Annotated in this window: 26 protein-coding genes, 3 tRNA genes and 1 pseudogene; 7 read left to right on the top strand and 23 right to left on the bottom strand. The window is 67.8% G+C overall.

Annotated elements, in window-relative coordinates:
- The 12 genes from ACSFBL_RS29935 to trpE form a co-directional block, all read right to left on the bottom strand.
- The coding region (locus tag ACSFBL_RS29935; RefSeq protein WP_435460540.1) for a GTP-binding protein at positions 1-112 on the bottom strand (112 nt) is incomplete at its 3' end.
- Positions 113-186: 74 nt separating this feature from the next.
- Positions 187-261, bottom strand: a tRNA-Thr gene (locus ACSFBL_RS29930).
- A gap of 42 nt (positions 262-303) precedes the next feature.
- Positions 304-377, bottom strand: a tRNA-Gly gene (locus ACSFBL_RS29925).
- Positions 378-497: 120 nt separating this feature from the next.
- A tRNA-Tyr gene (locus ACSFBL_RS29920) sits at positions 498-583 on the bottom strand.
- Between the two features lie 156 nt (positions 584-739).
- On the bottom strand, positions 740-1,450 hold the full coding sequence (locus tag ACSFBL_RS29915) for a uracil-DNA glycosylase (RefSeq protein ID WP_435519449.1): 711 nt from the start codon (positions 1,448-1,450) through the stop codon (positions 740-742).
- Complete coding sequence (gene trpC / locus ACSFBL_RS29910) at positions 1,447-2,247, bottom strand: indole-3-glycerol phosphate synthase TrpC (protein ID WP_435519448.1); 801 nt, start codon at positions 2,245-2,247, stop codon at positions 1,447-1,449. The genes ACSFBL_RS29915 and trpC overlap by 4 nt, the downstream gene beginning before the upstream one ends.
- A gap of 12 nt (positions 2,248-2,259) precedes the next feature.
- Positions 2,260-3,282, bottom strand: coding sequence for an anthranilate phosphoribosyltransferase (gene trpD / locus ACSFBL_RS29905; protein WP_435519447.1), 1,023 nt, complete (start codon positions 3,280-3,282; stop codon positions 2,260-2,262).
- Positions 3,283-3,300: 18 nt separating this feature from the next.
- A complete protein-coding gene (locus tag ACSFBL_RS29900) occupies positions 3,301-3,969 on the bottom strand; it encodes a LysE family translocator (RefSeq protein ID WP_435519446.1) in 669 nt (222 codons plus the stop codon).
- Complete coding sequence (ltaE, locus tag ACSFBL_RS29895) at positions 3,962-5,020, bottom strand: low-specificity L-threonine aldolase (protein WP_435519445.1); 1,059 nt, start codon at positions 5,018-5,020, stop codon at positions 3,962-3,964. The genes ACSFBL_RS29900 and ltaE overlap by 8 nt, the downstream gene beginning before the upstream one ends.
- 5 nt (positions 5,021-5,025) lie before the next feature.
- Positions 5,026-5,610, bottom strand: coding sequence for an anthranilate synthase component II (locus ACSFBL_RS29890; RefSeq protein WP_435519444.1), 585 nt, complete (start codon positions 5,608-5,610; stop codon positions 5,026-5,028).
- A complete protein-coding gene (locus tag ACSFBL_RS29885) occupies positions 5,607-5,999 on the bottom strand; it encodes a GxxExxY protein (protein ID WP_435519443.1) in 393 nt (130 codons plus the stop codon). Before ACSFBL_RS29885 ends, ACSFBL_RS29890 begins: the two co-directional genes overlap by 4 nt.
- Positions 5,996-7,498, bottom strand: coding sequence for an anthranilate synthase component I (trpE, locus tag ACSFBL_RS29880; RefSeq protein ID WP_435519442.1), 1,503 nt, complete (start codon positions 7,496-7,498; stop codon positions 5,996-5,998). Before trpE ends, ACSFBL_RS29885 begins: the two co-directional genes overlap by 4 nt.
- A 273-nt stretch (positions 7,499-7,771) precedes the next feature.
- Between trpE and ACSFBL_RS29875 the strand changes: the two genes are divergently transcribed.
- The gene (locus ACSFBL_RS29875; RefSeq protein ID WP_435519441.1) at positions 7,772-8,359 is read left to right on the top strand and encodes a chalcone isomerase family protein; all 588 of its coding nucleotides are present in this window, start codon (positions 7,772-7,774) and stop codon (positions 8,357-8,359) included.
- 223 nt (positions 8,360-8,582) lie between these two features.
- Here the strand turns inward: ACSFBL_RS29875 and ACSFBL_RS29870 are convergent, their stop codons facing one another.
- Positions 8,583-9,269: a phosphoglycolate phosphatase gene (locus tag ACSFBL_RS29870; protein ID WP_435519440.1), complete on the bottom strand. Its 687-nt coding sequence runs from the start codon at positions 9,267-9,269 to the stop codon at positions 8,583-8,585.
- A 49-nt stretch (positions 9,270-9,318) separates the two neighbouring features.
- Positions 9,319-10,005: a LuxR C-terminal-related transcriptional regulator gene (locus ACSFBL_RS29865; protein ID WP_435519439.1), complete on the bottom strand. Its 687-nt coding sequence runs from the start codon at positions 10,003-10,005 to the stop codon at positions 9,319-9,321.
- Between the two features lie 236 nt (positions 10,006-10,241).
- Here ACSFBL_RS29865 and ACSFBL_RS29860 point away from each other — a divergent pair, with 236 nt between their 5' ends.
- Both ACSFBL_RS29860 and ACSFBL_RS29855 read left to right on the top strand, forming a co-directional pair.
- Positions 10,242-11,567, top strand: coding sequence for a DotU family type IV/VI secretion system protein (locus ACSFBL_RS29860; protein WP_435519438.1), 1,326 nt, complete (start codon positions 10,242-10,244; stop codon positions 11,565-11,567).
- A 15-nt stretch (positions 11,568-11,582) separates the two neighbouring features.
- Positions 11,583-12,713 carry a type VI secretion system protein gene (locus ACSFBL_RS29855; RefSeq protein ID WP_435519437.1) on the top strand — a complete coding sequence of 377 codons (1,131 nt, stop codon included), beginning with the start codon at positions 11,583-11,585 and terminating at the stop codon, positions 12,711-12,713.
- A gap of 31 nt (positions 12,714-12,744) precedes the next feature.
- Here the strand turns inward: ACSFBL_RS29855 and fusA are convergent, their stop codons facing one another.
- The 7 genes and pseudogenes from fusA to phnD all read right to left on the bottom strand — a co-directional run bounded on the left by fusA (position 12,745) and on the right by phnD (position 19,685).
- The gene (gene fusA, locus ACSFBL_RS29850; RefSeq protein ID WP_435519436.1) at positions 12,745-14,805 is read right to left on the bottom strand and encodes an elongation factor G; all 2,061 of its coding nucleotides are present in this window, start codon (positions 14,803-14,805) and stop codon (positions 12,745-12,747) included.
- Positions 14,806-14,952: 147 nt separating this feature from the next.
- Complete coding sequence (locus ACSFBL_RS29845; protein WP_435519435.1) at positions 14,953-15,681, bottom strand: PP2C family protein-serine/threonine phosphatase; 729 nt, start codon at positions 15,679-15,681, stop codon at positions 14,953-14,955.
- A gap of 21 nt (positions 15,682-15,702) precedes the next feature.
- Complete coding sequence (locus ACSFBL_RS29840) at positions 15,703-16,827, bottom strand: serine/threonine-protein kinase (RefSeq protein ID WP_435519434.1); 1,125 nt, start codon at positions 16,825-16,827, stop codon at positions 15,703-15,705.
- Positions 16,824-17,411 carry a type VI secretion system-associated protein TagF gene (gene tagF / locus ACSFBL_RS29835; RefSeq protein ID WP_435519433.1) on the bottom strand — a complete coding sequence of 196 codons (588 nt, stop codon included), beginning with the start codon at positions 17,409-17,411 and terminating at the stop codon, positions 16,824-16,826. The genes ACSFBL_RS29840 and tagF overlap by 4 nt, the downstream gene beginning before the upstream one ends.
- 211 nt (positions 17,412-17,622) lie before the next feature.
- Entirely contained in the window at positions 17,623-17,934 is a 312-nt protein-coding gene (locus tag ACSFBL_RS29830) for a hypothetical protein (RefSeq protein ID WP_435519453.1), read from the bottom strand.
- Positions 17,935-18,043: 109 nt separating this feature from the next.
- Positions 18,044-18,649: pseudogene (locus tag ACSFBL_RS29825) on the bottom strand (PhnD/SsuA/transferrin family substrate-binding protein); the annotation flags it as partial.
- A 4-nt stretch (positions 18,650-18,653) separates the two neighbouring features.
- A complete protein-coding gene (phnD, locus tag ACSFBL_RS29820) occupies positions 18,654-19,685 on the bottom strand; it encodes a phosphate/phosphite/phosphonate ABC transporter substrate-binding protein (protein ID WP_435519432.1) in 1,032 nt (343 codons plus the stop codon).
- A 243-nt stretch (positions 19,686-19,928) separates the two neighbouring features.
- On the opposite strand from phnD, the gene ACSFBL_RS29815 reads away from it, so the two are divergent.
- The 4 genes from ACSFBL_RS29815 to ACSFBL_RS29800 all read left to right on the top strand — a co-directional run bounded on the left by ACSFBL_RS29815 (position 19,929) and on the right by ACSFBL_RS29800 (position 25,494).
- Positions 19,929-21,821: an ATP-binding response regulator gene (locus tag ACSFBL_RS29815; protein WP_435519431.1), complete on the top strand. Its 1,893-nt coding sequence runs from the start codon at positions 19,929-19,931 to the stop codon at positions 21,819-21,821.
- 268 nt (positions 21,822-22,089) lie between these two features.
- Positions 22,090-22,974: an ABC transporter substrate-binding protein gene (locus tag ACSFBL_RS29810; RefSeq protein WP_435519430.1), complete on the top strand. Its 885-nt coding sequence runs from the start codon at positions 22,090-22,092 to the stop codon at positions 22,972-22,974.
- Between the two features lie 82 nt (positions 22,975-23,056).
- Positions 23,057-25,048, top strand: a complete 1,992-nt coding sequence (locus ACSFBL_RS29805; protein WP_435519429.1) for an ATP-binding response regulator — start codon at positions 23,057-23,059, stop codon at positions 25,046-25,048.
- A gap of 191 nt (positions 25,049-25,239) precedes the next feature.
- A complete protein-coding gene (locus tag ACSFBL_RS29800) occupies positions 25,240-25,494 on the top strand; it encodes a hypothetical protein (RefSeq protein WP_435519428.1) in 255 nt (84 codons plus the stop codon).
- Between the two features lie 213 nt (positions 25,495-25,707).
- Here ACSFBL_RS29800 and ACSFBL_RS29795 read toward each other — a convergent pair whose 3' ends face one another.
- Both ACSFBL_RS29795 and ACSFBL_RS29790 read right to left on the bottom strand, forming a co-directional pair.
- Entirely contained in the window at positions 25,708-26,400 is a 693-nt protein-coding gene (locus ACSFBL_RS29795; protein ID WP_435519427.1) for a hypothetical protein, read from the bottom strand.
- A complete protein-coding gene (locus ACSFBL_RS29790; RefSeq protein ID WP_435519426.1) occupies positions 26,397-26,819 on the bottom strand; it encodes a response regulator in 423 nt (140 codons plus the stop codon). The genes ACSFBL_RS29795 and ACSFBL_RS29790 overlap by 4 nt, the downstream gene beginning before the upstream one ends.
- Between the last annotated feature and the right edge of the window lie 18 nt (positions 26,820-26,837).

Raw genomic sequence — 26,837 nt, 5'->3', positions numbered from 1 at the left:
TCGACAGCACCGTCGCAATCGCCGCCGTCAGCGTCGTCTTGCCATGGTCAACGTGACCAATCGTGCCCACGTTCACGTGCGGCTTCGTACGGGTGAATTTTCCTTTTGCCATTTTCTCGACTCCGAAAAATAACTAGATCAACGCACTGATATGGGGCTGCACCCGATCGGCTGCAACCCCAAAACTGGTGCCCATTGCGGGAATCGGACCCGCGACCTCTCCCTTACCAAGGGAGTGCTCTACCACTGAGCCAAATGGGCAATATCTATTAACCAACCGCGCCTAGCGCTGATGTGGACCACTGGAGCGGGAGACGGGAATCGAACCCGCGTCATTAGCTTGGAAGGCTAGGGTTCTACCATTGAACTACTCCCGCATCACGACACATCACGACCTGAATCACCCGTCAGATCGCGCTGCATCGCAGCACAGTCAGAGCCTTTGCTTTTCGCCTCGGCTCCTCACATTCAAGCGCTCTGCAAAATCCATTCATCGCTGGTGGAGAGGGCTGGATTCGAACCAGCGTACTCGTAAGAGGGCAGATTTACAGTCTGCTGCCATTAACCACTCGGCCACCTCTCCGGCGAACCTCGGAATATAGCACGATTGCCAGGGCGCGTCGAACATCCCCGACAGCTTGTGCCGCATCGCAAGCAACTTCGCGGCAGCCGTTGATTCGGCTTGCCGCTAGACGTGCGATTTACTCCGAGCCCAAGATTCTCGCATGAAATCAAGCACTTACTCCCCCGGCGACCTCCCAGCTTCGCGCCACGCCCGGGCCTGACCAAAGTGGCCGCACCCGATAAATGGCACGGGCGGCCGCAACGCCGAGAGGGGCGACGGATGATTCGACATCAGCACCTTGTGACGATTTGTGTCGATCAGCGCTCGCTTGCTCTGCGCATGCGAGCCCCACAGCATGAAGACAACCGGTCGCTCGCCGACCGCAACATGGCGGATCACGGCATCGGTCAGCACTTCCCAGCCTCGCCCGGAGTGGCTTGCTGGCTGCCCTTCCTCCACGGTCAGGCAGGTGTTCAGCAACAGCACGCCGTGCGTCGCCCACTTGACCAGGCTTCCCCCAGGATTCGGAAACTTCGGAGGCGGTGTGCGGAGATCTCGCTCCAGTTCCTTGAAGATGTTGCGCAGCGACGGCGGCAACGCCACGCCCGGCGCGACCGAAAAGGCGAGCCCCTCGGCCTGTCCGCGTCCGTGATACGGGTCCTGTCCAAGGATCACCACGCGAACCTCCTCCGGCGGCGTCAGCTCAAGTGCACGCAACGGCTGGGGCGGAAAGATCACTGCGCCGGCATCCAGCCGTTCGCGCAGGAAGCCGAGCAGCTTCAGGCCGACGGGCTCCTCGAAGAAGCGATCGACCAACGGACGCCATCCATCCGCGACCGGCCAGTCGGCGGGGTCGCTGCTCGCGAGCCGATCTCCCGAACTCATTTGAACAACGTGGCGAGCGCTTCGCCCGGTTCGTCCGCACGCATGAAGGCTTCGCCGACCAGAAAGGCGTGGACGCTCGCCGCGCGCAGCCTTGCGACATCGTCGCGTGTTGCGATGCCCGACTCGGCCACGAGCAAACGATCGCCCGGAACCTGAGCCCGCAAATCGATCGTTGTCTGGATCGACACCTCGAACGTCCGGAGGTTTCGGTTGTTGACGCCAATGAGCGGCGTCTTGAGCTTCAGCGCGCGTTCGAGTTCGGCCGCGTCGTGCACTTCGACCAGCACCGACATGCCAAGACCGATGGCAATCGCTTCGAATTCACGCATCTGGGCATCGTCCAGGCAGGCCGCGATCAGCAGGATGGCGTCGGCGCCCATCGCTCGTGATTCGTAGACTTGGTAGGCGTCGACGATGAAATCCTTGCGCAGGACTGGCAGGTCGCACGAGGCTCGCGCCTGCTTCAGGTAATCCACGCCGCCCTGGAAGAACTGCCGGTCGGTCAACACCGAAAGACAGGCCGCGTTCACCACGCCGTCTCCTTCGGCGTAGCTCTGGGCGATGTCCGCGGGGATGAACTCCGCCCGCAACACGCCCTTGCTGGGACTGGCCTTCTTGACTTCGGCTATGACCGCCGCAGCGCCGGCCGCGATCTTTGCACGCAAGGCACCCGTGAAGTCGCGGGTGAGCACGCGGCTTTCCGCATCGAAGCGAACGGCTTCGAGGGGCGCCTTCTTCTTGGCCGCGGCGATTTCCTCGCGTTTGACCGCAATGATTTTTTCGAGAATGTCCGACATGGTTAGCCGCCCCTAAACCGCAGTAGCCGCGATGAGCTCAGCCAGCTTGGCCTTGGCCGCGCCGGACTCCAGCGCCGTGCGGGCGCGCTCCACGCCTGCAGCGATGGAATCGGACACGTTGGCAGCGTAGAGCCCCGCACCGGCATTGAGCAGCACGATGTCCCGCGCTGGCCCCGGCCGGTTGTCGAGCACGTCGAGCAACATCGCCTTCGACTGCTCCGGCGTCTCGACGCGCAGCGTGCGATTGCTCGACATCGAGAACCCGAAGTCCTCCGGATGCAGCTCGTACTCGCGAACTTCGCCATCCTTCAACTCGCCGACCATGGTGGCCGCGCCAAGCGAGATCTCGTCCATGCCGTCGCGCCCGTAGACAACCAATGCATGCTCCGCGCCCAGCCGCTGCAACGCCCGCACCTGGATCCCGACCAGGTCGGCGTGGAAAACACCCATCAGGATGTTCGGCGCACCGGCCGGATTGGTCAGCGGGCCGAGGATGTTGAAGATGGTCTTGATGCCGAGTTCCTTGCGGATCGGTGCGACGTTCTTCATCGCCGGATGGTGGTTGGGCGCGAACATGAAGCCGATGCCCACGTCCGCGATGCACTTCGCGATCTGCTCCGGCTTCAGGTTGATGTTGATGCCGAGCGACTCGAGCACGTCAGCGCTGCCGGACTTGCTGCTTACGCTGCGCCCGCCGTGCTTGCTGACCTTGGCGCCCGCGGCCGCGACGACGAACATCGAGCAGGTCGAGATGTTGAACGTGTGCGAGCCGTCGCCGCCGGTGCCCACGATGTCGACGAGGTTCGTCGTGTCGGCGACCGGCACCTTTGTCGAAACCTCGCGCATCACTTGCGCAGCGGCGGTGATCTCGCCGATGGTTTCCTTCTTGACGCGCAAGCCGGTGATCAGTGCCGCCATCATCACGGGCGAGCACTCGCCGCTCATGATGAGGCGCACGATGTGCAGCATCTCGTCGTGGAACACCTCGCGGTGCTCGATGGTGCGCTGGAGCGCTTCCTGGGGGGTGATAGGCATGTGGTTGTCTCCCTTGTTTCAATGGACAGAGGTCGGGGCGAGCGGATTGTCGGAAAGCGCGAGCCTGAAGCCAAAGCCGACGAAGAGCGCGCCTGCGCCGCGCTGCAGCCAGTGCATGCCGCGCTGGACGATGCCGACCCGACGCGCCGTCCAGCCGGCGAGCAGCGCCCACGCCACGTTGACGAAGATCGCGTTGAAGTTGAACAGCACGCCCAGCAGGAAGAAGGCCAGCGGCTTGTTGTCCGTCCCGGGCGCGATGAACTGCGGGACGAAGGCCAGAAAGAACAGGGCCACCTTCGGGTTCAGTGCGTTCGTCCAGAAGCCGCCGAGAAAGACGCTCTTCCTGCTGGCGGGACCGGCTGGATCGCTGTCCGCCGACACCGCCGGCGAGGAGGTCGAGGGCCGCGCCAGGAGCATCCGCGCACCCACCCACAGCAGGTAGGCCGCGCCCACCCATTTCAGGACGGTGAAGGCGGTCGTCGACGCCGCCATCAGCGCACTCACGCCCAGCGCCGCGGCGGTGATGTGCACGAAGCACCCCGCCGTGATGCCGAAGCCAGCGACGATCCCCGCGCGCGTTCCCGATCGCAGGGAACGCGTCACGATGTAGAGCACGTCCGGGCCCGGCGTCAGATTGAGCAGAAGCCCGGCCGCGATGAAGAGCAGCAGGGAATGGGCCTCAGGCATGGAAGAAGCTCCGGATGGCCCTTGTCGCGCGCTCGATCCCGTCTGCGTCGACATCGAGGTGGGTCGCGAAGCGCAACCGGTAGAGGCCCGTCGCAAGGACGCCATGCTGCTTCAGATGCGCCAGCAGTTCAGCGGAGCGCGTCCGCGCCGCGCCCATCAGGTCGACGAACAGCAGATTCGTCTGCGGCGCCTCGACCTGGAGCTCGTCGATGCCCGCCAGCCCCTCCGCCAGCTGGCGAGCGAGGGCGTGGTCCTGCGCGAGTCGTTCGACATGGCGTTCCAGCGCATGGGAGGCCGCCGCAGCCAGCACCCCGGCCTGGCGCATGCCGCCGCCGGCCATCTTGCGAATGCGGTGCGCGCGTGCAATGAACTCTCGCGTCCCGCACAGCGCGGAGCCGACCGGCGCCCCGAGTCCCTTGCTGAAGCAGACCGACACGCTGTCGAAGCAGCCGGCAATGCGGCGAGCCTCGGCGCGCGCATCGGTACCCCGTTGCGCAGCCTGCGCAACGGCCGCGTTGAAAAGCCGCGCGCCGTCGAGGTGACGGTTGAGCCCTTTGCGCTGCGCCAGCTGCGTGGCCTGCTCGACATAGGCAAAGGGCAGCACCTTGCCGCCCAGCGTGTTCTCGAGCGCGAGGAGCCGCGTGCGAGCGAAATGCGCATCGTCGGGCTTGATGGCGGCTTCGATCTCGTCCAGCGCGAGCGTCCCGTCCGGCTGATGGTTCAGCGGCTGCGGCTGCACGCTGCCGAACACCGCGCCGCCGCCGCCTTCCCAGCGGTAGCAGTGCGCCATCTGGCCAACGATGTATTCGTCGCCCCGCTGGCAATGCGAGAGGATCGCGCAAAGGTTGCTCTGGGTGCCCGTGGGCACGAACAGCGCCGCCTCGAAGCCCAGCATCCCGGCGATCTGCGCCTGGAGCGCATTAACGCTCGGGTCGTCGCCGAACACGTCGTCGCCGAGGGGGGCCGCCATCATGGCGGCGCGCATCGCGGACGTGGGCTGCGTGACCGTGTCGCTGCGCAGGTCGACGAGGGTCGATGAAGAGTTGGTCATTCGGTTCACTCCAGGAAATTCCGAAGCATGGCGTGGCCGTGCTCGGTGAGGATGGATTCGGGGTGGAACTGCACGCCTTCGATGCGCACCGGATGCTCGAAACCGGTGTGGCGCACGCCCATGATCTCCCCGTCGTCGGTCCACGCGGTGAGGGCCAGTTCGCCCGGGCAGGTGTCGCGCTCGATCGCCAGCGAGTGATAGCGGTTGACGCTGAACTTCTCCGGCAATCCCGCGAACACGCCTTCGCGCGTGGTCGTGATCTCACTGGTCTTGCCATGCATCAGCTGCTGCGCCCGGATGATCTTTCCACCGAAGGCGGCGCCGATCGCCTGGTGCCCGAGACACACGCCGAGGATGGGCAGGCGCCCCGCAAACTCCTGGATCGCCGCCACGGAGACACCGGCTTCAGCGGGTGAGCAAGGCCCCGGCGAGATCACGAGCCGGTCGATGCCGCCGGCAATGCGCTCCCGAAGCCCCTCGAGCGTGATCTCGTCATTGCGATGCACCTCGACCTCCGCGCCGAGCTCGCCGAAATACTGCACCAGGTTGTAGGTGAAGCTGTCGTAGTTGTCGATCATCAGGAGCTTCATGGCTTGACTCCGATCCGGTGCACGCCCTTGACCACCGGGAACACGTTGAAATTGATGAGCAGGCCCAGCTTGAGGCCGGACAGCCGCACGGCCGCCTGCGCCTGCGCGCGATGCAGATCGGTGAGTGCATCGACCGCTCTGACGTCGACCATGACCGACTGTTCCACCACGAAGTCCGCATAGCAGACCTCGCCGAGCGAACGACCCCGGTAGCTGGCCGACATCGGCACGTCGCGCTCGAAACCGATCTCTCGCTCGGTCAGTTCGATCGCCAGCGCGGCGGCATAGACCTCCTGCGCGAGGCCGGTGCCGAGCACCCGCTGCACCTCCACGGCCGCGCCGATGATCTCGTGGGAGAAGTCGTTGATCTGGGTATCGTCGGCCATCATTCCAACCCTTCCTCGACCAGTTCCGCAGCGCGCAGCAGGGCGCGCGCCTTGGCCTCGGTCTCTTTCCATTCCAGTTCCGGCACCGAATCGGCAACGACCCCGGCAGCGGCCTGCACGTGCAGCATCTGGTCCTTCACGATGCCGGTCCGGATGGCAATGGCAACGTCCATGTCGCCGGCGTAGCTGATATAGCCGCAGGCGCCCCCATAGATTCCGCGCTTGGTCGGCTCGAGCTGGTCGATCAGTTCCATTGCATGCACCTTGGGCGCACCCGTCAGCGTGCCCGCCGGGAAGGTGGCCTTGAGCACGTCGATCGCGGTCATGCCGTCCTTCAGCGTGCCCTCGACGTTGCTCACGATGTGCATGACGTGGCTGTAGCGTTCCACCGCGAAGGCCTCCGTCACCTTCACGGTGCCCGTCTTGGCGATGCGCCCGATGTCGTTGCGCGCGAGGTCGATCAGCATCACGTGCTCGGCGCGCTCCTTGGGGTCGTTGATCAGCTCGACCTCGGCGGCCTTGTCGAGCTCGGGCGAGGCCCCGCGCGGACGGGTGCCGGCCAGCGGACGGATGGTGATCTTCTGCTCGCCCTCGCCCGTGTGCTCCTGCCGCACGAGGATCTCGGGCGACGCACCCACCACATGGAAATCGCCCAAGTGGTAGTAGTACATGTAAGGCGACGGATTCAGCGACCGCAGGGCGCGATACAGCGACAGCGGCGACTCCGTGTAGCGCTTGCTGATGCGCTGGCCCACCTGCACCTGCATGAAGTCGCCGGCCGCGATCAGTTCCTTGGCGCGCTCCACAGCCGCAAGGTAGTCGGCCTTGGCGAAGCTGCGCTGCGCCGGGTGCGCCTGCGTCGGCTGCACGCGCGGCGCACTGACCGAATACTTGAGCTGGTCGCGCAGTTCGCGAAGCCGGCGCTTGGCGTTCGCGTAGGCCTCGGACTGACCCGGATCGGCGTAGACGATCAGGTAGAGCTTGCCCGAGAGGTTGTCGATGACCGCCAGTTCCTCGCACTGCAGCAAAAGGATATCGGGACAACCCAGCGCGTCGGGCGGACAGGTTTTTTCGAGCTTCTTCTCGATGTGGCGGACCGTGTCGTAGCCGAAGTAGCCGGCCAGGCCGCCGCAGAAGCGCGGCAGGCCCGGCCGCAGGGCGACCTTGAAGCGCTGTTGGTAAGCCGCGACGAAATCGAGGGGGTTGCCCTGGACTTTTTCCACGACTTTGCCGTCTGTTACGACCTCCGTCACGGCCTCGGAACCGAAGCCGCTGGCCCTCAAAAGCGTGCGCGCGGGAAGTCCGATGAAGCTGTATCGGCCGAAGCGTTCGCCGCCCACCACCGATTCGAGCAGGAAGCTGTGCTTGCCGCTGTCCTTGGTGTAGGCCAACTTGAGGTAGAGGGAAAGAGGGGTCTCGAGGTCGGCAAAGGCCTCGACCATCAGCGGAATGCGGTTGTAGCCCTGCGCGCTGAGGCTTTTGAATTCGAGTTCAGTGATCACGGGTGGGGTCTCCGTCGGCCGGCAGACGCTGGTGGGTCGCTGGCGGGGTCATTCAGTTTGGCCGTCAGGATGGCTGAGGGCCGCGGGCGCACGGCGTGCGCCGTGCAATCAAGCAGGCAACGTCGATGGCGTGCGCCAAGGCCAGGCTCCCCGGCTGCCTTGACCTGTCTGAATGACGTGATGAATGAACATGGGATGGGGAGTTTAGCCGAGCGACAAAGCTTGTACCAAAAGATACATTTGGATCTCTTGGAGCCCACGGAGACAATTTTGATGCCCCAGCCTGCCCTTCGGCGCGTGATCGCGCTGTCCACCCTCGCCCTCGCGTCGTTCGCCGCGTCCGCCACCCAGATCGACGTCGCCGGTGTCAAGCTGGACGAGGCCATCGACCTGAAGGGCAGCAAGCTCCAGCTCAACGGCGCGGGTGTGCGCTACAAGGCCGTGTTCAAGGTCTACACCGCCGGCCTCTACCTGGGCACGAAGGCGGGCACGCCCGAAGAGGTGCTGGCCGCGCCGGGCCCCAAGCGAATCGCCATCACGATGCTTCGCGACATCGACGCCAACGAACTGGGCAAGCTCTTCACGCGCGGCGTGGAAGACAACTCGCCCAAGGGCGAAATGTCGCAGCTGATCCCCGGCCTGCTGCGCATGAGCCAGGTGTTCTCCGAGCAGAAGCAGCTGAAGGCCGGCGACTCGTTCACGGTCGATTGGTTGCCGGGCACCGGCACTTCGATCGCGGTAAGGGGAGTTCCGCAGGGCGATCCGATCAAGGAACAGGCCTTCTTCAATGCCCTGGTGCGCATCTGGCTCGGCCCGAACCCGGCCGACTGGAAGCTGAAAGACGCCCTTCTGGGGAAGTAGGGCTCGCCCCCAGGCTGCGCGCACTTCGTGTCGCTTCGCCTACCCCCTACCGGGGGCAACACCGGCGGCCCGGCTAAGCCGGTTCCGCGGTGTTCCTGGGCTCGCCCCCAGGCTTGCTCACTTCGTGTAGCCGCCTACCCCCTACCGGGGGCAACACCTGCGGCCCGGCGAAGCCGGTTCCGTGGTGTTCCTCGAAGGGGCGGGCTGCGCCGGCCCTGGTCGTCTACGCCGCTTGCTTGGGGGTCGTTAGGTCGGCCAGGGAGTCGATGACGCCGTCGGCGTCGACCTCGCGGATGGGTTTGCCGTGGTTGTAGCCGTAGCTAACGAGGACGACGGGGCAGCCTGCGGCGCGGGCGGCTTTCGCGTCGTTGCTCGAATCGCCGATCATCAGGGTGCGGGCGGGTCGGGTGCCCAGTGCTTCGCAGGCCTTGAGCAGGGGCAGCGGATCGGGTTTCTTCCTGTCGAAGGCGTCGCCGCCGAACATCACTTCGAAGAAGCCGGCGAGGCCCTTCGACGCCAGCAGTGGCTTCGCGAAGGCGGTGGGTTTGTTCGTGAGGCAGGCGAGGCGCAGGCCGCGGGCTCTCAACGCGGACAGGCCCTCCGCCACGCCGGCATAGACCTTCGCGTGCTGGCCGTTGATGGCCAGGTAATGGTGCTGGTAGCGCGGCCAGGCGCGTTCGAACCAGAGCGCGTCATGGTCCGAAGTGCCCCGCACGTGCTGAAGGATCGAGTGGATGAGATGCTCCGAGCCCTTGCCCACCATGACCTCGACCGTCGGCCCATCGATGTGCGGCAGGGCGAGTTCGTCGAGCATGCGGTTGAGGGCGACGACGAAATCTCCGATGGTGTCGATCATCGTTCCGTCGAGATCGACGATCGCCGCGTCGAAGTTTGAGAGATCCAGGGACATGCCGCGAGGATAAGCGGCGCCCGCCAGCTGGCGTCCGGGATCGGTCGCGTCAGGCCTCGGTGAGCGACTGCGCCGCGACCACGGCCTCGGTGCGGTTGCGCACGTTGAGCGCCCGGAAGATCGCGGCCAAATGGATCTTGACCGTGCCCTCGCTGATGCCCAGCGCACGTCCGATCAGCTTGTTGGGCTTGCCCTGCGACAGCAGTTGCAGCACCTCGACCTGCCGCTCGGTCAGCACGTTGCGCAGGTGCTCCAGCGTCTGCGCGGTGGCCGCGGACGACCCGCGCTGCGCGGCATCGATGGCCGCGCTCGCATTCGGAATGCCGGCAATGACGCCCGGAGGCAATGCCGCCAGCATCATCGGCGGCACGTAGACGCCGCCCGCCAGCACCAGCCGCACCGCGGACAGCATCACCTCGGGCGAGTACGCCTTCGGGATGAAGCCGAGCACGCCGCGCTCCAGCGCGCTGCGCATCACGGCAGGGTCTTCGTAGCCCGAGAGCACGATCACCGGCACCGCGGGATGGCGGCGACGGATCTCGTCGATGTGGGCCTGTCCCTCGGCGCCCGGCATGTTCAGGTCGATCACGGCCAGGTCGATGTCGTCGGATGCACCGGCGAGCAGTTCGTCGACGCTCATTGCCAGGACGAACTCGATGTCGGCCTCGAGCTCCGACAGTTTGGCCTTGACCGCCTCGATGACGAGCCGGTGGTCGTCGGCGATCAGGATTTTCATGGCTTACCCCAGCGTCAGATGTGAACTCACCAGGTTGAAGATACCGGTGAACGCACCGCACATCAAGGCGGATTTGCTCCCCGAACGACATAGCTCCCAAGCGGTATGGCGCGCGCACGCGCGCGTGGAAAGAATCGATTCCATACCAGAAACGACAGGGGACAACGGCATGTGCCATCGAAACAGGCGCAAACGCGGGGCTCCCGTCGCAACCCAGGCATAGTCGCGAGCGATGCATGGCTCGCCTGCTCGACTGTTTCTCCGCGCTGATGTCGTTCGGCCTGTCGCTGGACGCGTCGATCGCCGCCGGCCGGATGAGCGACACCTGCCCGGAGACGCAGCGCAAGGCCCGTAGCCTCATCGACGAGGCACGCAGCGCGGCCCGCAGGCTGGGCAGCCCCGCCGAGAAGGTGGAGTCGGCACTCTTCGCGATGGTCGCCTGGCTGGACGAGATCCTGGCGCGGCACCCCGGCTGCACGGAGACGGTCGTGCCCCTGCAGGTCGCGCTCTTCAACTCGCAGAACGCGCAGACCGAGTTCTTTCATCACCTGTCGGCCTTGAAGGCCGGCGACGACGAAGTCCGCGAGGTGTACTGGCACGCGCTGGTCCTCGGGTTCAAGGGCCAGTACTACTTCGAGAGCGGCGAGGGAGGCGAGCTCGGCAAGCTCAAGGACTTGCACGGCCAGCAGCTCCCGGTCCGTCCGGTCGCCATCGAGACGCTGGCGCAGGACCGCATCACGCCCCAGCCGTACGAGCTGCCCGACCCGCCCGGGCCTCGGGACCCTCAATGGCGGCAGCGCGCCCTGCTGCGCACGAGCGCCGCGCTGGCACTCCTGGTGCCGCTCGTCTACCTCCTGTGGTTCATGCTGATGGGCCCGCGCGAATCGTCGCCCACGCTGGTGCAGCGCGTCGAGCAGCAATTCCAGACCTACGCCTGCGCCGACCTCGCGGTGAGCCAAACGAAGGACGGCGGCATGCGCGTGACCGGCTTCGTCTCGCGCCCCGAGGAGGTGGCACGTCTGGAACACGACGTGCGCGCCGTGCCGGGCGTCGGCACGGTGCGCTTCGACCTCCAGCTGCGCGTATGGCCGCACTGCGAGGTCGTGGCCATCCTGAAGCCTTATCAGGCCCGCAATCTGGATCTCAAGCTCGGGCTGAAGATCGCCGCCACCACCGCTCGGAACGGACAGCTGCGCGAGGGGGACCTGGTGCTGTTCCAGGTCAGGAACGCTGATTACGAGGGCTACCTGTGGGTCGACTACTACACCGCCGACGGCGCCGTGATGCACCTGAACGCGGGTCAAGGGCAACCCCGCGCGCGCGCCGGCGAGACCATCGAGTTGGGCCGCGACATCCCGGCGAGCTGGCTGGTGGCGCCGCCCTTCGGCACGGTGTTGCTCACCGCGCTGTCGTCGCCGACACCGTTCAGCGACACCGCGGACAGGCCGCCGTTCGAGCTCGCGTCGGCCTATCTCCAGCGGCTGCGGGCTTCGCTGGCCGCGGGCGAGTTCGGCGCACGGGTCATCGCCGACTTCGTGTTTCTCGAAACCGTTCCGCGGTGAAGACAGGCAAGCGCCATGAGCCGGCTCCCCACCCTCTTCTGGCCCTTGCTGGGGCTCTGCCTGGTCGCCTTCCTGAGCCTGTGGTGGATCGTCCTCGGGTCCGGCCGCTCCGCACGGCGGCGAATGCTGCGCCTTCGCATCGCGGCACTGGGCCAGGAGAAGGAGGCGCCGTCGAGACCCGGCGAACTCGAGCAATCCCTCGCCCATGCGCGCCGGGCACTCCGCCAGTCGCCGGCCCCACCCGCGTTGCGCAATCCGCTGTACGCGATTCCGTGGTTCGTCTTCATCGGCGACGCATCGGCGAACGTCGCCGGTCTGCTGGATGCCGCTTCCCCTGCCAAGACGCCGCCCCTGGCATCGTCGCATGCCGATCACGACGACGCCTTCTGGCACTGGCGCAGCCTGCCGTCGATGATCGCGATCGAGACCACGCCCGCGGCCCTCGGCGATCCCGCGGACCCGCACGAACGCAGCCTCTGGTATCGCGCGCTGCTGGAGCTCGCGCAACGCCGGGAGCGCCTTCCGCTCAACGGGATCGTGGTGTGTGCGGGCGTGTCCTGCCTGCTGGGCGACGCTTTGGCGCAGGAGGCCACGGCGGCGAGGGTCCGCACGCTGATCCACGAGGCGACGGAGCACTTGCGCCTGGTGCTGCCGGTCTATCTGTTCGTGACCGGGCTGGAGCGGCTGCGCGGCTACGACATCGTGCGTGCAGCCCTGCCGGATGAGGTGACCGTTCAGGCCCTGGGCCACCGGCTGGCCGACGAAACGGCGCCGCGCGTCGAGGCCGTTGCCGAACTGGACCTGTTGTTCGACGAGATCATGCAGCGCCTGCATGCGCTGCGCATGACCTTGCTTCGCCACGCGCAAGGTCCCGCCCAGCGCCAGGCCATCCACGGCTTCGTCGAGGAGGTCCGCGCCTTGCAGCCGGGCTTGCGCACCATGGCGGACCGCATCTTCGGCAACGGCCATGGCCCGCATTCACCGCGCTGGCGCGGGCTGTACCTCACCGCCGTGCCGCACGACGGCCGCGGCGCCGCCTTCATCCAGGACCTTTTCGGACGCTTCCTGCCGGCGGACCAGCCCCTCGCGCGATCGCGAAATCCGGGCGGCGCGAGCGACAGCTACTTCGGCTCCACGCAAATCTGAAGCGCGAAGCAAAGCGCCTTGCGGACCGCCGTCATTCGTCGTCGCGCACGCGGTGCTGCCCCATCAGGGTCTGCTGCACGGCCGGCGGCACCGCTTCGTAGTGAGAGAGCGAAATCGTGTAGCGCCCCTGCCCGCTCGTCATCGCGTTGAGGCGCGACTGGTAGCTCGACAGCTCGGACATCGGCACCTGGCCCTTGATGACCACGGTGCCCGCTGCCATGTTCGACGTCCCGGTGACGAGCCCGCGCCGGGACGAGAGATCGCCCGTCACGTCGCCGATCGATCCGTCCGGCGCCGCGATTTCGATCTGGACGATCGGCTCCAGAACGATCGCCCGCGCCTCGCGGATCGCCGCCATGAAGGCCTTGCGGCCGGCCGTGGCGAAGGCGATGTCCTTGCTGTCCACGCTGTGGTGCTTGCCATCGTGCACGACCACGCGCACATCCACGACCGGATAGCCGGCGATCGCACCTGTCACCAGCACCTCGCGCACGCCTTTCTCGACCGCCGGGATGAACTGACCCGGGATGGTGCCGCCCTTGACCGAATCAACGAACTCGAAGCCCGCGCCGCGCGCCAGCGGCTCGATGCGCAGGAACACCTCGCCGAACTGGCCGGCCCCGCCCGTCTGCTTCTTGTGGCGATGGTGGCCCTCTGCCGGCATCGTCACCGTCTCGCGGTAGGCGATGCGGGGCGGGCGCGTGTTGACCTCGAAGCGGTAGACCTCGCGCAACCGTTCCAGCAGCATGCGCAGGTGCAGTTCACCCAGCCCGTAGACGACGGACTCGTTGGTCGCGGCCACGTGCTCGACCCGCAGGCAGGGGTCCTCGCCCACCAGCTTGCCGAGGATCTCCCACATCCGCTGCTCGTCGCCGTGCCGCTTCGGCTCGATGGCCAGCCCGTGCACCGGGATGGGAAAGTCGAGCGGCGCGAGGTGCACGTGGTCGTCCTCGGCCGCGTCGTGCAGCACGGAGTCGAAGCGGATGTCCTCCACCTTGGCCACCGCCACGATGTCGCCCGGCACCGCACGCGTGACTTCCACATGATCCTTGCCCTGCAACATGAACAGGTGGCCGACCTTGAAGGGCTTGCGACCGTCGCCGACGTAGAGCTGGCTGTTCGTCGTGACCGTGCCCTGGTGCACCCGGAAGATCCCCAGCTTGCCGACATACGGGTCCACCGTCACCTTGAACACGTGCGCCAGCACATGCAGCGACGGATCGGGCGTGGCCTGCATCGGCTTTGCAGCCGCGCCTTCGCCGACCAGGAAATCCGGCGGGTTGGCTTCGGTGGGGTCGGGCAGCAGCTTGACGATCACGTCGAGCAACTCGGACACGCCGGCCCCGCTGCGCGCCGAGACGAAGCAGACAGGGATCAGGTGCCCCTCGCGCAGCGCCTGCTCGAGCGGCGCATGCAGCTCGGTCGCGTCGACGTCGCCATCGTTGAGGTAGCGATCGACGAAAGCCGCATCGACCTCGACCACCTGCTCGACGAGCGCGCGGTGCGCCGCATCGATGCTGCCCGTGTCGCAGTCGCCCTCTCGGTTGAAGAAGCAATCGACCACGCGCGAGCCCGCGCTCCCGGGCAGGTTCAGCGGCAGGCATTCGCGGCCGAAGGTCGCCTGGAGCTGCTCCAGCAGCCTCCCGACGTCGACGCCCTGCGCGTCGATCTTGTTGACGATGATCATGCGGGTGAGGTGCCGCGAGGCCGCGTACTCCATCATGCGCACCGCCATCGGCTCGATGCCGGTGCTCGCATTGATGACGATCGCCGCCGTCTCCACCGCTTCCAGTGCGGGCAGGCTCTGGCCGAGGAAATCGGCGCCGCCCGGTGTGTCGATGAAATGAATCCGCGTGCCCGCGTGCGTGAGGTGCATCACCGAGGCATTGAGCGAATGCTGCATGCGTCGCTCGAGCGGGTCATGGTCGCTCACGGTGCTGCCGCGTTCGATGCTGCCCGGCGCACCGATGGCGCCCGATTTGTGCAGCAGCGCTTCGGCAAGGGTGGTCTTGCCGGAGGCGGACGCTCCGACGAGCGCCAGCGTTCGCACCGCTTCCATTTCGGCCGCGAGGCCGTTCGATCGGCTTGGCATGAGTGGGTCTCCTCGACGCCCTGTCCGCGAAGTCGTGTTGCCCGGACGGGACGCGCTCCGCCTTGACGGCGATTCAGGGTACGGGATTGACCGTTCCGGCGCAAGCGCCCGCCGGGGGCCGGTCGCGATGACGTTGGCTGCGGCGACCTAGGTGAGCCACAGGCCGACGGCCGTGTAGTTGTCGTGCCCCGGCTTCGCCCTCGCCTTGACCTCGGCATCGATCTGCTCGATCCATTGTCCCGGGCTCCGTGAAGACAGCAGCGCGGTGCCCAGGAAGCCATCGCCGAGCACCTCCCAGATGCCGTCGCTGCACAGCAGCAATGCATCGCCGACGGCGAGCGGCATACGCTCGGAGACCGTGATGTCCAGCGCCCCGTCGGCCGCGCCCAGGGCCGACAGAAGCAAATTGCGCTGCGGGTGCACGCGTGCGCCTTCCTCGTCGATCATGCCGCCCGCCACCATCTGCTGCACCAGGCTGTGGTCGACGGTGCGTGCCACCAGCGCGCCGGCGCGAAACAGGTAGGCGCGGCTGTCGCCGCTGTGGGCCCAGGCGAGTTCGCGCTCGTGCAGGTCGATGGCCGCCATCACGGCCGTCGAACGCATGTCGGCCAGCAGGCCGCCTTCGGCCTGGCGGGCCACCACGTCGCGATTGGCCTGCTCCAGCAGCCGGCGCAGGCTGGCGCTGTCGAGCCCCGGCGCCGCCGCGAAGCCGTCGAGCATGCTGGTGCGCGCCGTCGCCGCGGCCACGTCGCCGCCGCCGTGGCCGCCGGCGCCGTCGGCCACCAGGCAGGCGACGAAGCGACCGTCGCTCCATTGACCGAAAACGTCTTCGTTGTAGGCACGGCCGCCCTTCTTCGACAAGGTGACGATCTTCATGTGCACTGGAACCCCCTCACTTCACACGATCCCGCTTTGCAGCAGCCACCACCCGGCCATGATCACGATCAGGGTCGCGACGGCCACGGCGGCGGCCGCGACGAGGCGGCCCTTGCCTCCGGCTGGCGGCGGCGGCGCCACCTTCGGCGCCGCAACCGGCACCTTCGCGACGACCTTCGCCGGTCGGTACGCTGCCGGATTCCCCACCAGTCCCAGCGCCTCGCGCAGTGCCGCCATCGACTGCGGGCGGGATTCGGGCCGTACGGCGAGTCCCGCGTCGATGGCCGAGAGCAGCCGCGCGCTGTAGCGCTGTTGCAAGGCCTCGTTGCTCGCAAGCGGCACGTAGCCGTCGGACAGCAGGCGCGCCACGGACGGCGGCGGCGCATGGCCGCTCACCGCGACATGCATCAGCGCTGCCAGCGCATACACGTCGGTCCACGCGCCCTGCGTCATGCCCGGCATGTCGGCGTACTGCTCGATCGGCGCGTAGCCCGGCTTCAGGATGACGGTGATGGTCTGTGTCTTGTCGCTGATCACCCGTCGCGCGGCGCCAAAATCCAGCACCACGGGGCGCTCCGAACCCTCGAGCAGGATGATGTTGTCCGGCGCGATGTCGCGGTGGTAGCACTGGGCGGCATGCATCACCGCGAGCGCCTGCGTCACGCCGTCCATGACGCGCAACAGCCATCCCTCGTCGACACCGCCCGGCCTGACGGCCAGCGCCTGCCGCAAGGTGTCGCCGCGATAGAAGGGCATCACCATGTAGGAGGTGCCGCGCTCCTGCCACGACCGGTACACCTTCAGCAGGGACGGATGGTCGAAGCGGGCGAGCAGGCGCGCCTCGTTGATGAAGCTGCGCATGCCGAGGTCGAAAGTCTCGCGGTGGCGCTCGGACAGCGGCACGACCGCGCCGTCCACCTGGCGCGTCGACAGCAGCGAGGGGAGGTATTCCTTGATCGCGACCACACGTTCGAGCTTGGGATCCCAGGCTTCGTAGACGACCCCGAAGCCGCCCTGCCCGACGATGCGGGTCACCTCGAATTCGGCGAGCCGGCTGCCGACCGGAAGCCGGCCGGCCTCCGCGTTGTCGACAGCCTTGCGAACACTCGGCGCGACCGTGGGCGCGTCGCTGGCACCAGAGGTCACGGCGGCTCCGAGCCCTGTGTCGACGCACCGGGCGAGTAACCGAAGAGCGCTTCGAACTGGTCGTCTTCCGGCAGGCCCTGGCTGGCCATGCCGAGCCCGCCTTCGGCCGTCGGATCGGTGAACCACAGGGACTGGCCGACGACCGGCAATGCCAGCGCCGCTTCGGCATCCTCGCTCCCGGCCTGCGCACCGTTCGCGAACAGGCGATGCAGCAACACTTCGAACCCGACGGCGTCGAGATCCTGGTCCAGCCCTTCGTGTGCGCCCTGGCGCGCCAGCGTCCACCAGCGCCGCACCTCGGCCAGCGCCTCGCCGGTCAACTCGGTGCGCGGGGACACGAGTTCCTGCGTCACGGTGAAGGGAAAGTACTGTCCCGACTCATCGACCGACGGCATCATCACGCCGATCCAGCTTTGCGCGCCGACGACGCCGTGGCCCAGCACGAAGCACCACAGCGGCGCCTCGAGGTAGCGCTCGGTCCAGTTCTGGTGAAGCACGCGCAGTCGCGCCAAACCGGCGTTCAGCCATCGCGCCCAGGCGTCGCGAAACTCCTCGGGCAGGCGGCGATGCGCGAAGTCGCCCATGCCTGGCAACTTGCCGAACCAGCCCGGCGCCGCGCTTGAAACGACAGGAGAGGACTCGCTGCCCACAAGACCTCCGTACAAGCCTGAGTGAAACATCCAGTTTCCGCGCGTACGGCTGCGAGCGCAAATCTGGCGAACGGCCTAGGTGCGCCGATCGAAGGCGTAGGGCTTTTGCCTTCGCGAATCCGTCGACCGGCTTGCAGCGGCTGGATCAACGCGCCTCGTTGCGCAGCGCAGCAACCTGCTCCGCATAAAGGCGCTCGATGCGCTGCAGCCTGGCCTCCCGTGCGGCTTCGTTCACCCACCGTGCATTGAGCGCGCTCTGCCGGGCCAGTTGGTATTCGAGTTGGGCCGCTGGCAGCAACGCCTCGTTGCTCGCGGCAACAAAGCCCAGGCCCGTGCGCAAGGTCTTCAATGTGTCGCGCTCGCCGTCGGCGCGCGCACCCGTCCCCTGCCCGTAACGCACCAGGAAGACCTCCACCTTCTTCTGGACGGCGGGCGAAAGCCCGTGCCGCACCACCATTTGCGCCGGTGGCGTCGGCGCGGACTGCCAGATCACCCTGAAGAAGATCGGCCTCGGCCGGAAACTGTTGCCTGAAGCGGTCGAAGTCGGTGGTGTTGTTGGTTGCCACATCCGCATCGCCATTCGCCACCGCCAGCGCCGTTGTCTGATGGGTGCCGATGATTTCGCTGTGGAATCGCGTTTCCATCTCGATGCGGTTCGGCAGGAAGAGCTGGACCTGCGGCAGGATGAAGCCCGACACCGAGCGGCTGTCTCCGCGCGCCAAGCGCCACCGCTCGGGCTTTGCGAGCAGGGCATCGAGGCTGTCGATCGGCCCGGTCTTGCGCACGAGAAGAATGGCCCGATGGTCGGGCTCGCCGGAATGGCGCCTGACCTGGGCCAGCATCCGCATCCGCTGCCGGGACACGGCGTCGAGCGCCATCTTGGCGGACAGCAGGGCCAGGTCCACCTCGTTGCGCTGGATGGCCTGCTCGAGGGATTCGTAGCTGGTCACGGACAGCGCAGTCACGGGCCGACGCAGCTCGCGGCTCATGTCGGCCAGCAGCGGCGCCCACTTGTCGCGGGACTCGAACGCGCCGCCGATCGGCAGCACACCGAAGCGCAGCGGCGCCGGCGCGGAGGCGCGCCCGGCCTGCGCATGGACAGCGACATGCCAGCCCAGTGCACCCGTCACTGCGCAGTGGCCCGCAAGCGCGAGCAACCGCCGCCTCACCATGAACTCAAGGCCCACCCTCGCGCAGCGCCGTCTGCTGCTCGGCATAGGTTGTCTCGATGCGCTGCAGGCGGGCCTGGCGCGCCGCTTCGTTGACCCATTGCGAGGTCATCGCGCTTTGCCGTGCCAGTTGGTAGGCCAGCTTGGCAGCCGGCATCAGCGAACTGTTGTCGGCGGCGACGAAGCCCGCCAGGTCGTGCAGTGACTTCAGCACGTTGCGTTCCGCATCGCCGCGCGGCCCCCGACTGCGGGCGTAGTCGACGAGAAAGGCCTGGGCCTGCTTCTGGAACGCCGGGCCGTAGTCGCGTCGCATGACGATCTGGGCATGGGGGATCAGTTCGGACTCCCAGATCACCTGCAGCCGATCCGCCTCCGCCGGGAACTGGAGCTTGAAGCGTTCGAAGTCGGCGGTGTTGTTGGTCGCGACGTCGGCCTCGCCATTGGCCACCGCCAGCGCAGTCACCTGGTGTGTCCCGACGATCTCGCTGCGGAAGCGCGTCTCCATGGCGATGTGGTTGGGCAGGAAGAGCTGCAGCTGCGGCACGATGAAGCCCGACACCGATCGGCTTTCGCCGCGCGCCAGCCGCCAGTTCTCCGGCTGGGCGAGGAGACTCTTCAAAGCGGTGTTCGGCCCCGTCTTGCGCGTCAGCAACAGGGCGCGGTAGCCCGGCAGCCCGTCATGGCGCGTGACCTGCGCCACCACGATCATGCGGCGCAGGGTCACGGCATCGAGGGCCATCTTGCCGGACAGGAAGGCCATGTCGACCTGGTCGCGCTGGATCGCCTGCTCGAGCGCCTCGTAGGACGTGACCGACAGCATGGTGACCGGACGCCCGAGCGCGCGGCTCATGTCGGCGAGCAGCGGTTCCCAGTCGTTGCGCGATTCGAAGGCGCCGCCCAGGGGAAGAATGCCGAAACGCAGGGTGCCGGCGCCCACCGTGCTTCCGGGAGTGGCGGTCTGCGCCGTGGCTACGACCTGGCAACCCAGCACCATGGCCAGCCCACCGCGCAGCAGCAGCGCAGCCGCGCGCCGCGCCATCACCCGCCAACGCCAAGCCTGGATCACTAGGGGAGCACGGGAAGCGCCGGAAGCGCGTGGGACAGAAGCCTGCATCCTTTGGAAACGCATCTGCCAGAGGGCCTGTTGCCCGGGCTGGTCAAACGTGTACTGTCGAGAACACAATTAGAAACCAACTTCAACCTTCATCGTGTCGTTTTTCTCCACCCATGTACTTCGGTCGGTAACGTAGCGGCGGATCCGCAGACGCGCCGTTCTCCGCTCATGAACTGGTCCTTTCGCTCATTTCGCCTGTCGGTGCATCCAACGCTGGCACAGCAGCTCGTCCTGCTGGCCCTGCTGCCCGCGACCGTTGCCACGCTGGGCGCGATCGCCGTGCTCACGCAGCAGCATCTGGCGAACGTGACGGAGCTGATGCGCGCCAACGCCCAGACGGTAGCGCTCCAGGTGGCGACGGTGGCGCAATCGCAGATCCAGCACATGGACCGCCGCGCGCTGCAGCGCACCGCCCAGTCGGGCAGCTACCAGCCCCACGTGCAGCAGGTGCAGATCTGGTCGGAGGACGGCGAGATCGTCGCCAACTCCGAAACCGCCGACCGGCAGCGCGGCGAAGGGCTGCAAGTCGTGGCGCCGATCATCGGCGACGACGGCAAGCACGCGGGCAAGGTGATGGTGGAGATGAGTCTCGACGCCGTGGGCAACGCCAAGAAGGCGGTCTGGCTCAACGTCGTGCTGGTGCTGATCGCCAGTCTCGTCGGTGTCGGACTGGCCGGCTGGTGGGCGGCGCGGCGCATCAGCGCGCCCATCCGCGCGCTCGGCGAGGCCGTCGAACGCCTCGGCGCCGGCGAGGACGCCCAGGTGGAGGTGCAGGGCACGGCCGAGGTGCGCCGCCTGCAGGACGGGTTCAACCAGGCCGCCCGGGCGCTCTCGGAAAGCCGCAACCAACTCGAAAGCCGGATCGTCAACGCTACGGCGGAACTGGCTAGCAAGAACCAGCAGCTCGAAGTCGCGAGCCAGGCGAAGACGCGGCTGCTGGCCGCCGCCAGCCACGACCTGCGGCAGCCGCTGCACGCGCTCACGCTCTTCTCCGACGGCCTGGCCAACGGCGAGACCGATCCGGCGCGACTCCAGCGTATCGGCCACATCCGGGAGTGCGTCGATTCGCTGGACCGGCTGTTCACCGAACTGCTCAACCTCTCGCAACTCGACGCCGGCGTGCTGCAGCCGCACTGGGCCGACTTCGCGCTGGACACCCTTTTTGACGAGATCAGCCGCAACTTCCGCGCCGTGGCCGAACAGCAGAACCTGCGGCTGGTGGTGCGCAAGACCGACGCGTGGGTGCGCTGCGACTACGTGATGCTCTCGCGCATCCTGAACAACCTGGTGTCGAACTCGCTGCGCCACACCGTCGAAGGCGGCGTGCTGGTCGGTGCCCGGCGGCGGGGCAAGGGCATCCGCATCGACGTCTGGGACACCGGCGTCGGCATTGCGGCCCATCACCAGGCGCGGGTCTTCGAGGAGTTCTTCCAGGTCGAGCCGCACGGAAGCCCGGGCGGCCGCAACGTCCGCGGCATGGGCCTCGGCCTGGCGACGGTGCAACGGCTCGCGGCACTGCTGAACACGCGCGTCGACCTCAGTTCGCGGCTCCACAAGGGCACTTGCGTGCGCGTGATGGTGCGCGGCACGGAGCCGATGATCGGGCTGGCGCCGCCACCCCTGCCCGCGCCGGGCGCGGCGGTCGACGACGACGGCGGACTGCGCAACGTCCGGGTGCTGGTGATCGACGACGAGCGCACCATCCTCGAAGGGCTGCAGGTCGTGCTCTCGAACTGGGGTGCGGAAGTGATGGCCGCGCAGACGCGCGCCGAGGCCCTGGCCCTCGCCGACGCCTGGAGCCGCCCGCCGGACGTGGTCGTCAGCGACCTCCTGCTGCAGGGCGGCGACAACGGCCTCGACGTACTCGCCGCGCTCGAACGCCATCCGAACGGCATCGGCCCGGGCACGGCACGCCTGCTGGTGACCGGCGAAACCAAGCCCGACCGCCTCCGCGAGGTGGCGAGCGCCGGGGTGGCGGTGCTTTACAAACCGGTCTCGCCGAGGGTGCTGCGGCAGGCGATCCAGGCGCAGCTGGCGGCCGCCCGGGAGCCGGCGCTGTAGGGATACGACGTCTGACATAGGCCGACAGGCTGCGGCTTCGGGCCATCCCCCGCGAGAAGCCGACCGCCCGCGTCCCGACATAAGCCCTCTGCCTTATCGCGCCGACAGAGCCCCGTCCGTACATTGGCCCCATCACCTACTGCGGATGCAGTCCATGTTTTCCAACCGATTTCACCAGCTGCCCGGAATGCGATGCGCCATTGCGGCGATCGCCTGCGCATGCGCGGTGTGGTCCGGGACCAGCTCGGCGGCGGTGATCACGGTGCTCATGGCGGACGACACCGCCCCTCACGCGGAATTCGTGCGCCAGTTGCGGGAGACGCAGGAGGAGGGCAGTCGCCTCGAACTGGTCCGCGTGGCCGACCCCCGGCCGGCCGAAGCCATCGACGAGGACCATCCGGCCGTCGGCACCCGCCCGCGCAGCGCCCGCCCGGCTGCGCCTGCGGACGTCCCCATCACCGTGGCGGTCGGCGTCAATGCCGCCCGGACCGCGATCGAGCGCCCGGGCCAGGACCCGCTGGTCCTCGCGATGCTGAGCCGGCTCGACTACGAGAGCCTCAAGGACAACCCCGCCCTTCGGCGGCCGGACCGCTGGATCGGCGTGCTGCTGCGCGAGCCGGCGATGGCCGACCAGCTGGCGCTGATCGATGCCGTGATGCCCAAGAAACGCCGGCTGGGCGTGGTGGCGACCACCGAATCGGAACCCATGGTGCGCGAACTGCAGCGCGCCGCGAACGGCTGGAACCTGCAGGTGGAATACGCACCCGACGCGAAGGCGCTGGCCTCGGTGCTGCGGCAGCTGGTGCCTCGCAGCGACGCGCTCATGGTGCTGCCCGACCTGATCGGCGACAGCCAGCCCGCGACCCTGGCCGTGTTGCGGGCGGGCGCCAGCGCCGGCCTGCCGGTGTTCGGCACGAGCGACGGACTGGTGCGCTCCGGCGGGCTCGCGGCGGCAGTCTCCACCCCGGCACAACTGGCCCAGCAAGCGCGGCTGCTGGGGCTGAAACTGGCATCCAGTACCGGAACATGCGGCGTGCTGGTCGAAGCCGCCACCCCGGCGACCGTTCGCGTCAATCCCACGGTCGCACGCGGCCTGGGCATGCGCCTGCCGGAAGAGCGCGAACTCACGGAGCGGGTCACCGCCATTCGATGACCGCCGCACAGAACCGCTTCAGGCAAGGTCGCACCCCCTCGGGGGGCAGCGAGGACACGAAGTGCCGAGCGTGGGGGCACCGATGACCGCGCCCGCGCATCGCCTGATCGCACCCGCCACCGCGGTGCGGCCCGCCGATCCACCGGTCGCCGACGATCGCGCCCTGGTGGTCGATGGAAGCCTGCAGCGCGACCTGTTCCGCCTCGGCGTCGTGCCCTGCGCGGCGGTGGCGATCGCGCTCACCGGGTGGTTCACGAACAGCCGTCTCGACACCCTCGAAGCCGCCTTCGACGCCGAGGGCCGGGCCGTGGCCCGCCAGGTGGCCGCGATGTCCGACCTGAGCCTCTATGCCGGCGACCTGCCCGCCCTGCAGAATGTCGCCAATGCCGCGTTGAGGGGCGGGCAGGTCACCCGCGTCGAGATCAGCAACAGCGCCGGTGTCTACGTGACGGCCGGCCCGAAGACGGCGCCGCTCGCGCAGTTGCGCATGTTCACGGCACCGGTCACGCTGCGCGAGGCTTCGCGCGCCACGGCCTTCGCGCCACCCGGCTCGACCGCCGTCGGAGAGACACCGATCGGCCTGGTGCAGACCTTCCGCGACACCACGGCCTATGACCGTGAACGCACGCGCTCGCTGATGGCGGGCATCGGCATCGCGATGATCGCGCTCTTGATCGCGTGGGCCTGGGTGCGCCACACGGCGCGCGCCGTCGCCCAGCCGCTGCGCCGCATCTCGCGGGCCGTGGCGGCGCTGCAGGCGGGCCAGTTCGATGCGCGCTGCAACGTGGTCACGCCGGATCGGGAGGACGGCGACGCCGAGATGAGCGCCCGACGCGCCCAGCACGAACTCGCCAACCTCGCGCACGACATCAACCGCCTGGCCGAACGCCTGCAACGCAACCGGCAGATCAGCGAGGAGCGGGTGCGCGAAGCGACCGCCGTCGCCCTGCAGCGCATGGCCGAAGCCGAGCAGGCCGCACTGTCCCGCGCGCGCTTTCTTGCGGCTGCGAGCCACGACCTGCGCCAGCCGCTGCACGCGATGGGCCTCTTCATCGACGGGTTGCTGCCGACGGCCAGCTCCGCACAGCGCCCCGCCGTGCTGCGGCTGCAGGAGGCCACCGGCTTCATGACCCTGCTGCTGGACGACCTGCTGGAGATCTCGCGGCTTGATGCGCAGGTGCTGACACCCACCATCACCGGCGTGTCGCTGGCGACGATCTTCGACCAGCTCGACGCCCAGCATGCCGCGCCGGCCGCCGCCGCACGCGTGCGCCTGCTGTGGGAGGACCGGGGCCTGGCGATTCGCAGCGATGCGGCGCTGCTGCAGCGCATCATCGGCAACCTGGTCAGCAATGCCATCCGCCACACGCCGCCCGACGGCACCGTGCTGGTGGCCGCGCGCCGGCGCGGCGGCGCGGTCCGCATCGAGGTGCGCGACAACGGCGTCGGCATCGCGCCGATCCACCAGGCGCGCATCTTCGAGGAGTTCTACCAGGTCGCGAACACCGAGCGCGACCGCCGCCAGGGCTTCGGCCTCGGCCTCGCGATCTGCGCGCGGATCGCCGCCTTGCTCGGTACGCGGATCACGCTGCGCTCGGCGCTGCAGGCCGGCAGCACTTTCGCGCTCGAATTGCCGGCGGCCAACCCGCGCGAAGTGGCGCCGCCCGCGCCGGAACCGGTCGCGTCGGCGCCGCTGGCCGGCGTGCGCTGCCTGGTGGTGGACGACGATCCGGCCATCCTGCACGGCAGCCGCAACCTGCTCGAGCAATGGGGCTGCCAGGTCGAATGCGCCTCCAGCCGCGCGGCTGCGCTTGTCCGGCTGGAAGAATCCGGCGCGCATTTCGATGTGGTGCTGTGCGACCTGCAACTGGACGGGGAAGACGACGGCATGGAAGTCATCGAGGCCACGCGGCGTCTGCAACCCGACGCGCTGGCCGTGCTGGTCTCGGGAGCGACCGGCCCGGAGGTCCTGCAGCGACTGCGCCAGGGCGGCGTGATGCTTCTCACCAAGCCGGTGGCGCCGGCCAAGCTGCGGGCGCTGCTGTCGACCCGGAAAGTCGCGGTGCTGGCCTGACGTCGCGGCCTTCTTGTGTGCCATCCGAGCGACACCCGCGCGACTTTATGGCGAAGAAAGTAGCGCGAAAGAATCAGTAATGTATCGGCCTGTACCTTAGTCGTAGGTGCGAGGACCGCTTGGAAGGCCACCCGTTGCTACGATCCCGTTTCTTTGACGGTGAACGCACGAAGTGAGGAAGGACGGGGCAGATGGAACCGATGCACTGGGAGTACATGGGCGCGCTGGGTGGCGTGATCGGCATCGGCTGGCTGGTCGTGGTGCCGATGTACCGTGGCTGGAATCACCTGAACGAGAAGATGACCGGCCGCGTGAAGCAGAGCATCCGGATGATGGCGGAATGCGAAGACCGGCCCGTTGCAGCGACCACCACGGCCCTGCCGATGTCTGGGCAACGAACCTCGCCGGGGTGGCGCCGGCGCCGGCCGGGGCGCTCGTCGCTTTAAGGAGCGCCTCCCGGAGAGCCCCGCCCGCGCGCGTGCGCTGGGCGGGGTGCGTTCACCAGACGTACTTGGCGCCCACGAGCCCTTCCACGTTCTGGTAATTGCTGCCGGTCCGGAGGCGATCCGGCCCCACCCGGTCCAGCCACCGCCGAAATCGAGCTGGGCGCCAAGCTTGACAGGGAATGCGGGAGGTCCGCGAGATGCGCGAACGCGGCCTCAGGCAGCGACTTGCGGGGTGCCGAGCGAGAAGCGCACGGAGTCGGGCGCGACCGTCACCTCGTACCCCAATCCATCGGCGAGCGATTGCAGCGCGATCGCATCGATCGCCAGCGCACGTGGCGCCCGGTGCGCGCCGGCGACCGGATCGGCCTCGGCCGAATCGCCGACCGTCGCAGAGAAGCGCAGCCCCTCGGCGCCTTCGGACTCGACGTCGATCGCGCCGACATGCGGCACGCTGTCGTGCAGATAGCCCAGTGCGCCGAGCACCATGTAGCGCAGGGCGGCCCCCGAGGGAAAGCGTGGATCTCCGTCGCCGGCCGAGAGGTCTTCGCCGACCCGCAGCGCGACGCCGTGCAGGTCGAAAGCGACGCGCATCAACGCCGTGCACTGCGCGACGAGCTCACTCCGGGTGACGCCGTCGTCGTGCGTCGCGAGTTCCCAGTCGCGCAAGGAGCGCACGCCGTTGGCAAGCGCCGTGACCTGGTCTTCGATCGTGGCGACGCGCTCGGCCCAGGCGGCAGCGTCAGGCGAGGTCGCGGCAGTCACCTGCCGCTTCAGCAGCAGGATGCCCATGCGGATGACCGATACCGGCGCGGCCATTTCATGCCGCAACGCCGGGAGCGCGCGGGTCAGCAGTTCGTGCCGCACGCCGGCGGCCATCCAGCTGCGCGCGCCGGGTGAAGCCTTCATCCGGCGGCCGCCCGCGTCAGGATGCGGTCGAGCTGATCGAAGTCGATCGGCTTTTGAAGGTGATGGTCGAACAGCCCGGCCGCGCCGTCCGCTTCCTCGGCCGAGTAGCCGGAGATCGCGACCAGCAGCGGCGCCTCGCCCCGTGCGCCCGCCCGCAGCTGCCGCGCGACTTCGGTTCCCGGGAAGTCCGGCAGCGTGAGGTCCACGAGCGCGGCATCGAAGACTTCGCTGGCAGCGACATCCAGGGCCTGCTGACCCGTGTAGGTACAGCGCGCCGTGTGGTCCTGCAACACGAGGAGTTCCTGCAGCAGATCCGCCGCAGCCTCGTTGTCGTCGACGATCAGAACGTTCACTTGCAAATCTCCCGATACAAAGTTCCAGAGTATCGAACCGCCGGCCGCCTTCGCGATGTAGGACACATTCGCACCCTGCGCATC

It is taken from the genome of Variovorax glacialis (assembly GCF_051216375.1).
Lineage (GTDB): Bacteria > Pseudomonadota > Gammaproteobacteria > Burkholderiales > Burkholderiaceae_C > Variovorax.
The sequence above is the reverse complement of the archived record's forward strand: the minus strand, read 5'-3'. Positions and strand labels throughout refer to the sequence as shown.

Excerpts from the sequence above, each read along its gene's own strand:
- ACSFBL_RS29915 (WP_435519449.1), bottom strand. The coding sequence starts at position 1,450 with ATGAGTTCGGGAGATCGGCTCGCGAGCAGCGACCCCGCCGACTGGCCG.
- trpC (WP_435519448.1), bottom strand. The coding sequence starts at position 2,247 with ATGTCGGACATTCTCGAAAAAATCATTGCGGTCAAACGCGAGGAAATC.
- trpD (WP_435519447.1), bottom strand. The coding sequence starts at position 3,282 with ATGCCTATCACCCCCCAGGAAGCGCTCCAGCGCACCATCGAGCACCGC.
- ACSFBL_RS29900 (WP_435519446.1), bottom strand. The coding sequence starts at position 3,969 with ATGCCTGAGGCCCATTCCCTGCTGCTCTTCATCGCGGCCGGGCTTCTG.
- ltaE (WP_435519445.1), bottom strand. The coding sequence starts at position 5,020 with ATGACCAACTCTTCATCGACCCTCGTCGACCTGCGCAGCGACACGGTC.
- ACSFBL_RS29890 (WP_435519444.1), bottom strand. The coding sequence starts at position 5,610 with ATGAAGCTCCTGATGATCGACAACTACGACAGCTTCACCTACAACCTG.
- ACSFBL_RS29885 (WP_435519443.1), bottom strand. The coding sequence starts at position 5,999 with ATGATGGCCGACGATACCCAGATCAACGACTTCTCCCACGAGATCATC.
- ACSFBL_RS29875 (WP_435519441.1), top strand. The coding sequence starts at position 7,772 with ATGCCCCAGCCTGCCCTTCGGCGCGTGATCGCGCTGTCCACCCTCGCC.
- ACSFBL_RS29870 (WP_435519440.1), bottom strand. The coding sequence starts at position 9,269 with ATGTCCCTGGATCTCTCAAACTTCGACGCGGCGATCGTCGATCTCGAC.
- ACSFBL_RS29865 (WP_435519439.1), bottom strand. The coding sequence starts at position 10,005 with ATGAAAATCCTGATCGCCGACGACCACCGGCTCGTCATCGAGGCGGTC.
- ACSFBL_RS29860 (WP_435519438.1), top strand. The coding sequence starts at position 10,242 with ATGGCTCGCCTGCTCGACTGTTTCTCCGCGCTGATGTCGTTCGGCCTG.
- ACSFBL_RS29855 (WP_435519437.1), top strand. The coding sequence starts at position 11,583 with ATGAGCCGGCTCCCCACCCTCTTCTGGCCCTTGCTGGGGCTCTGCCTG.
- fusA (WP_435519436.1), bottom strand. The coding sequence starts at position 14,805 with ATGCCAAGCCGATCGAACGGCCTCGCGGCCGAAATGGAAGCGGTGCGA.
- ACSFBL_RS29845 (WP_435519435.1), bottom strand. The coding sequence starts at position 15,681 with ATGAAGATCGTCACCTTGTCGAAGAAGGGCGGCCGTGCCTACAACGAA.
- tagF (WP_435519433.1), bottom strand. The coding sequence starts at position 17,411 with ATGGGCGACTTCGCGCATCGCCGCCTGCCCGAGGAGTTTCGCGACGCC.
- ACSFBL_RS29830 (WP_435519453.1), bottom strand. The coding sequence starts at position 17,934 with ATGGTGGTGCGGCACGGGCTTTCGCCCGCCGTCCAGAAGAAGGTGGAG.
- phnD (WP_435519432.1), bottom strand. The coding sequence starts at position 19,685 with ATGGCGCGGCGCGCGGCTGCGCTGCTGCTGCGCGGTGGGCTGGCCATG.
- ACSFBL_RS29815 (WP_435519431.1), top strand. The coding sequence starts at position 19,929 with ATGAACTGGTCCTTTCGCTCATTTCGCCTGTCGGTGCATCCAACGCTG.
- ACSFBL_RS29810 (WP_435519430.1), top strand. The coding sequence starts at position 22,090 with ATGGCGGACGACACCGCCCCTCACGCGGAATTCGTGCGCCAGTTGCGG.
- ACSFBL_RS29805 (WP_435519429.1), top strand. The coding sequence starts at position 23,057 with ATGACCGCGCCCGCGCATCGCCTGATCGCACCCGCCACCGCGGTGCGG.
- ACSFBL_RS29800 (WP_435519428.1), top strand. The coding sequence starts at position 25,240 with ATGGAACCGATGCACTGGGAGTACATGGGCGCGCTGGGTGGCGTGATC.
- ACSFBL_RS29795 (WP_435519427.1), bottom strand. The coding sequence starts at position 26,400 with ATGAAGGCTTCACCCGGCGCGCGCAGCTGGATGGCCGCCGGCGTGCGG.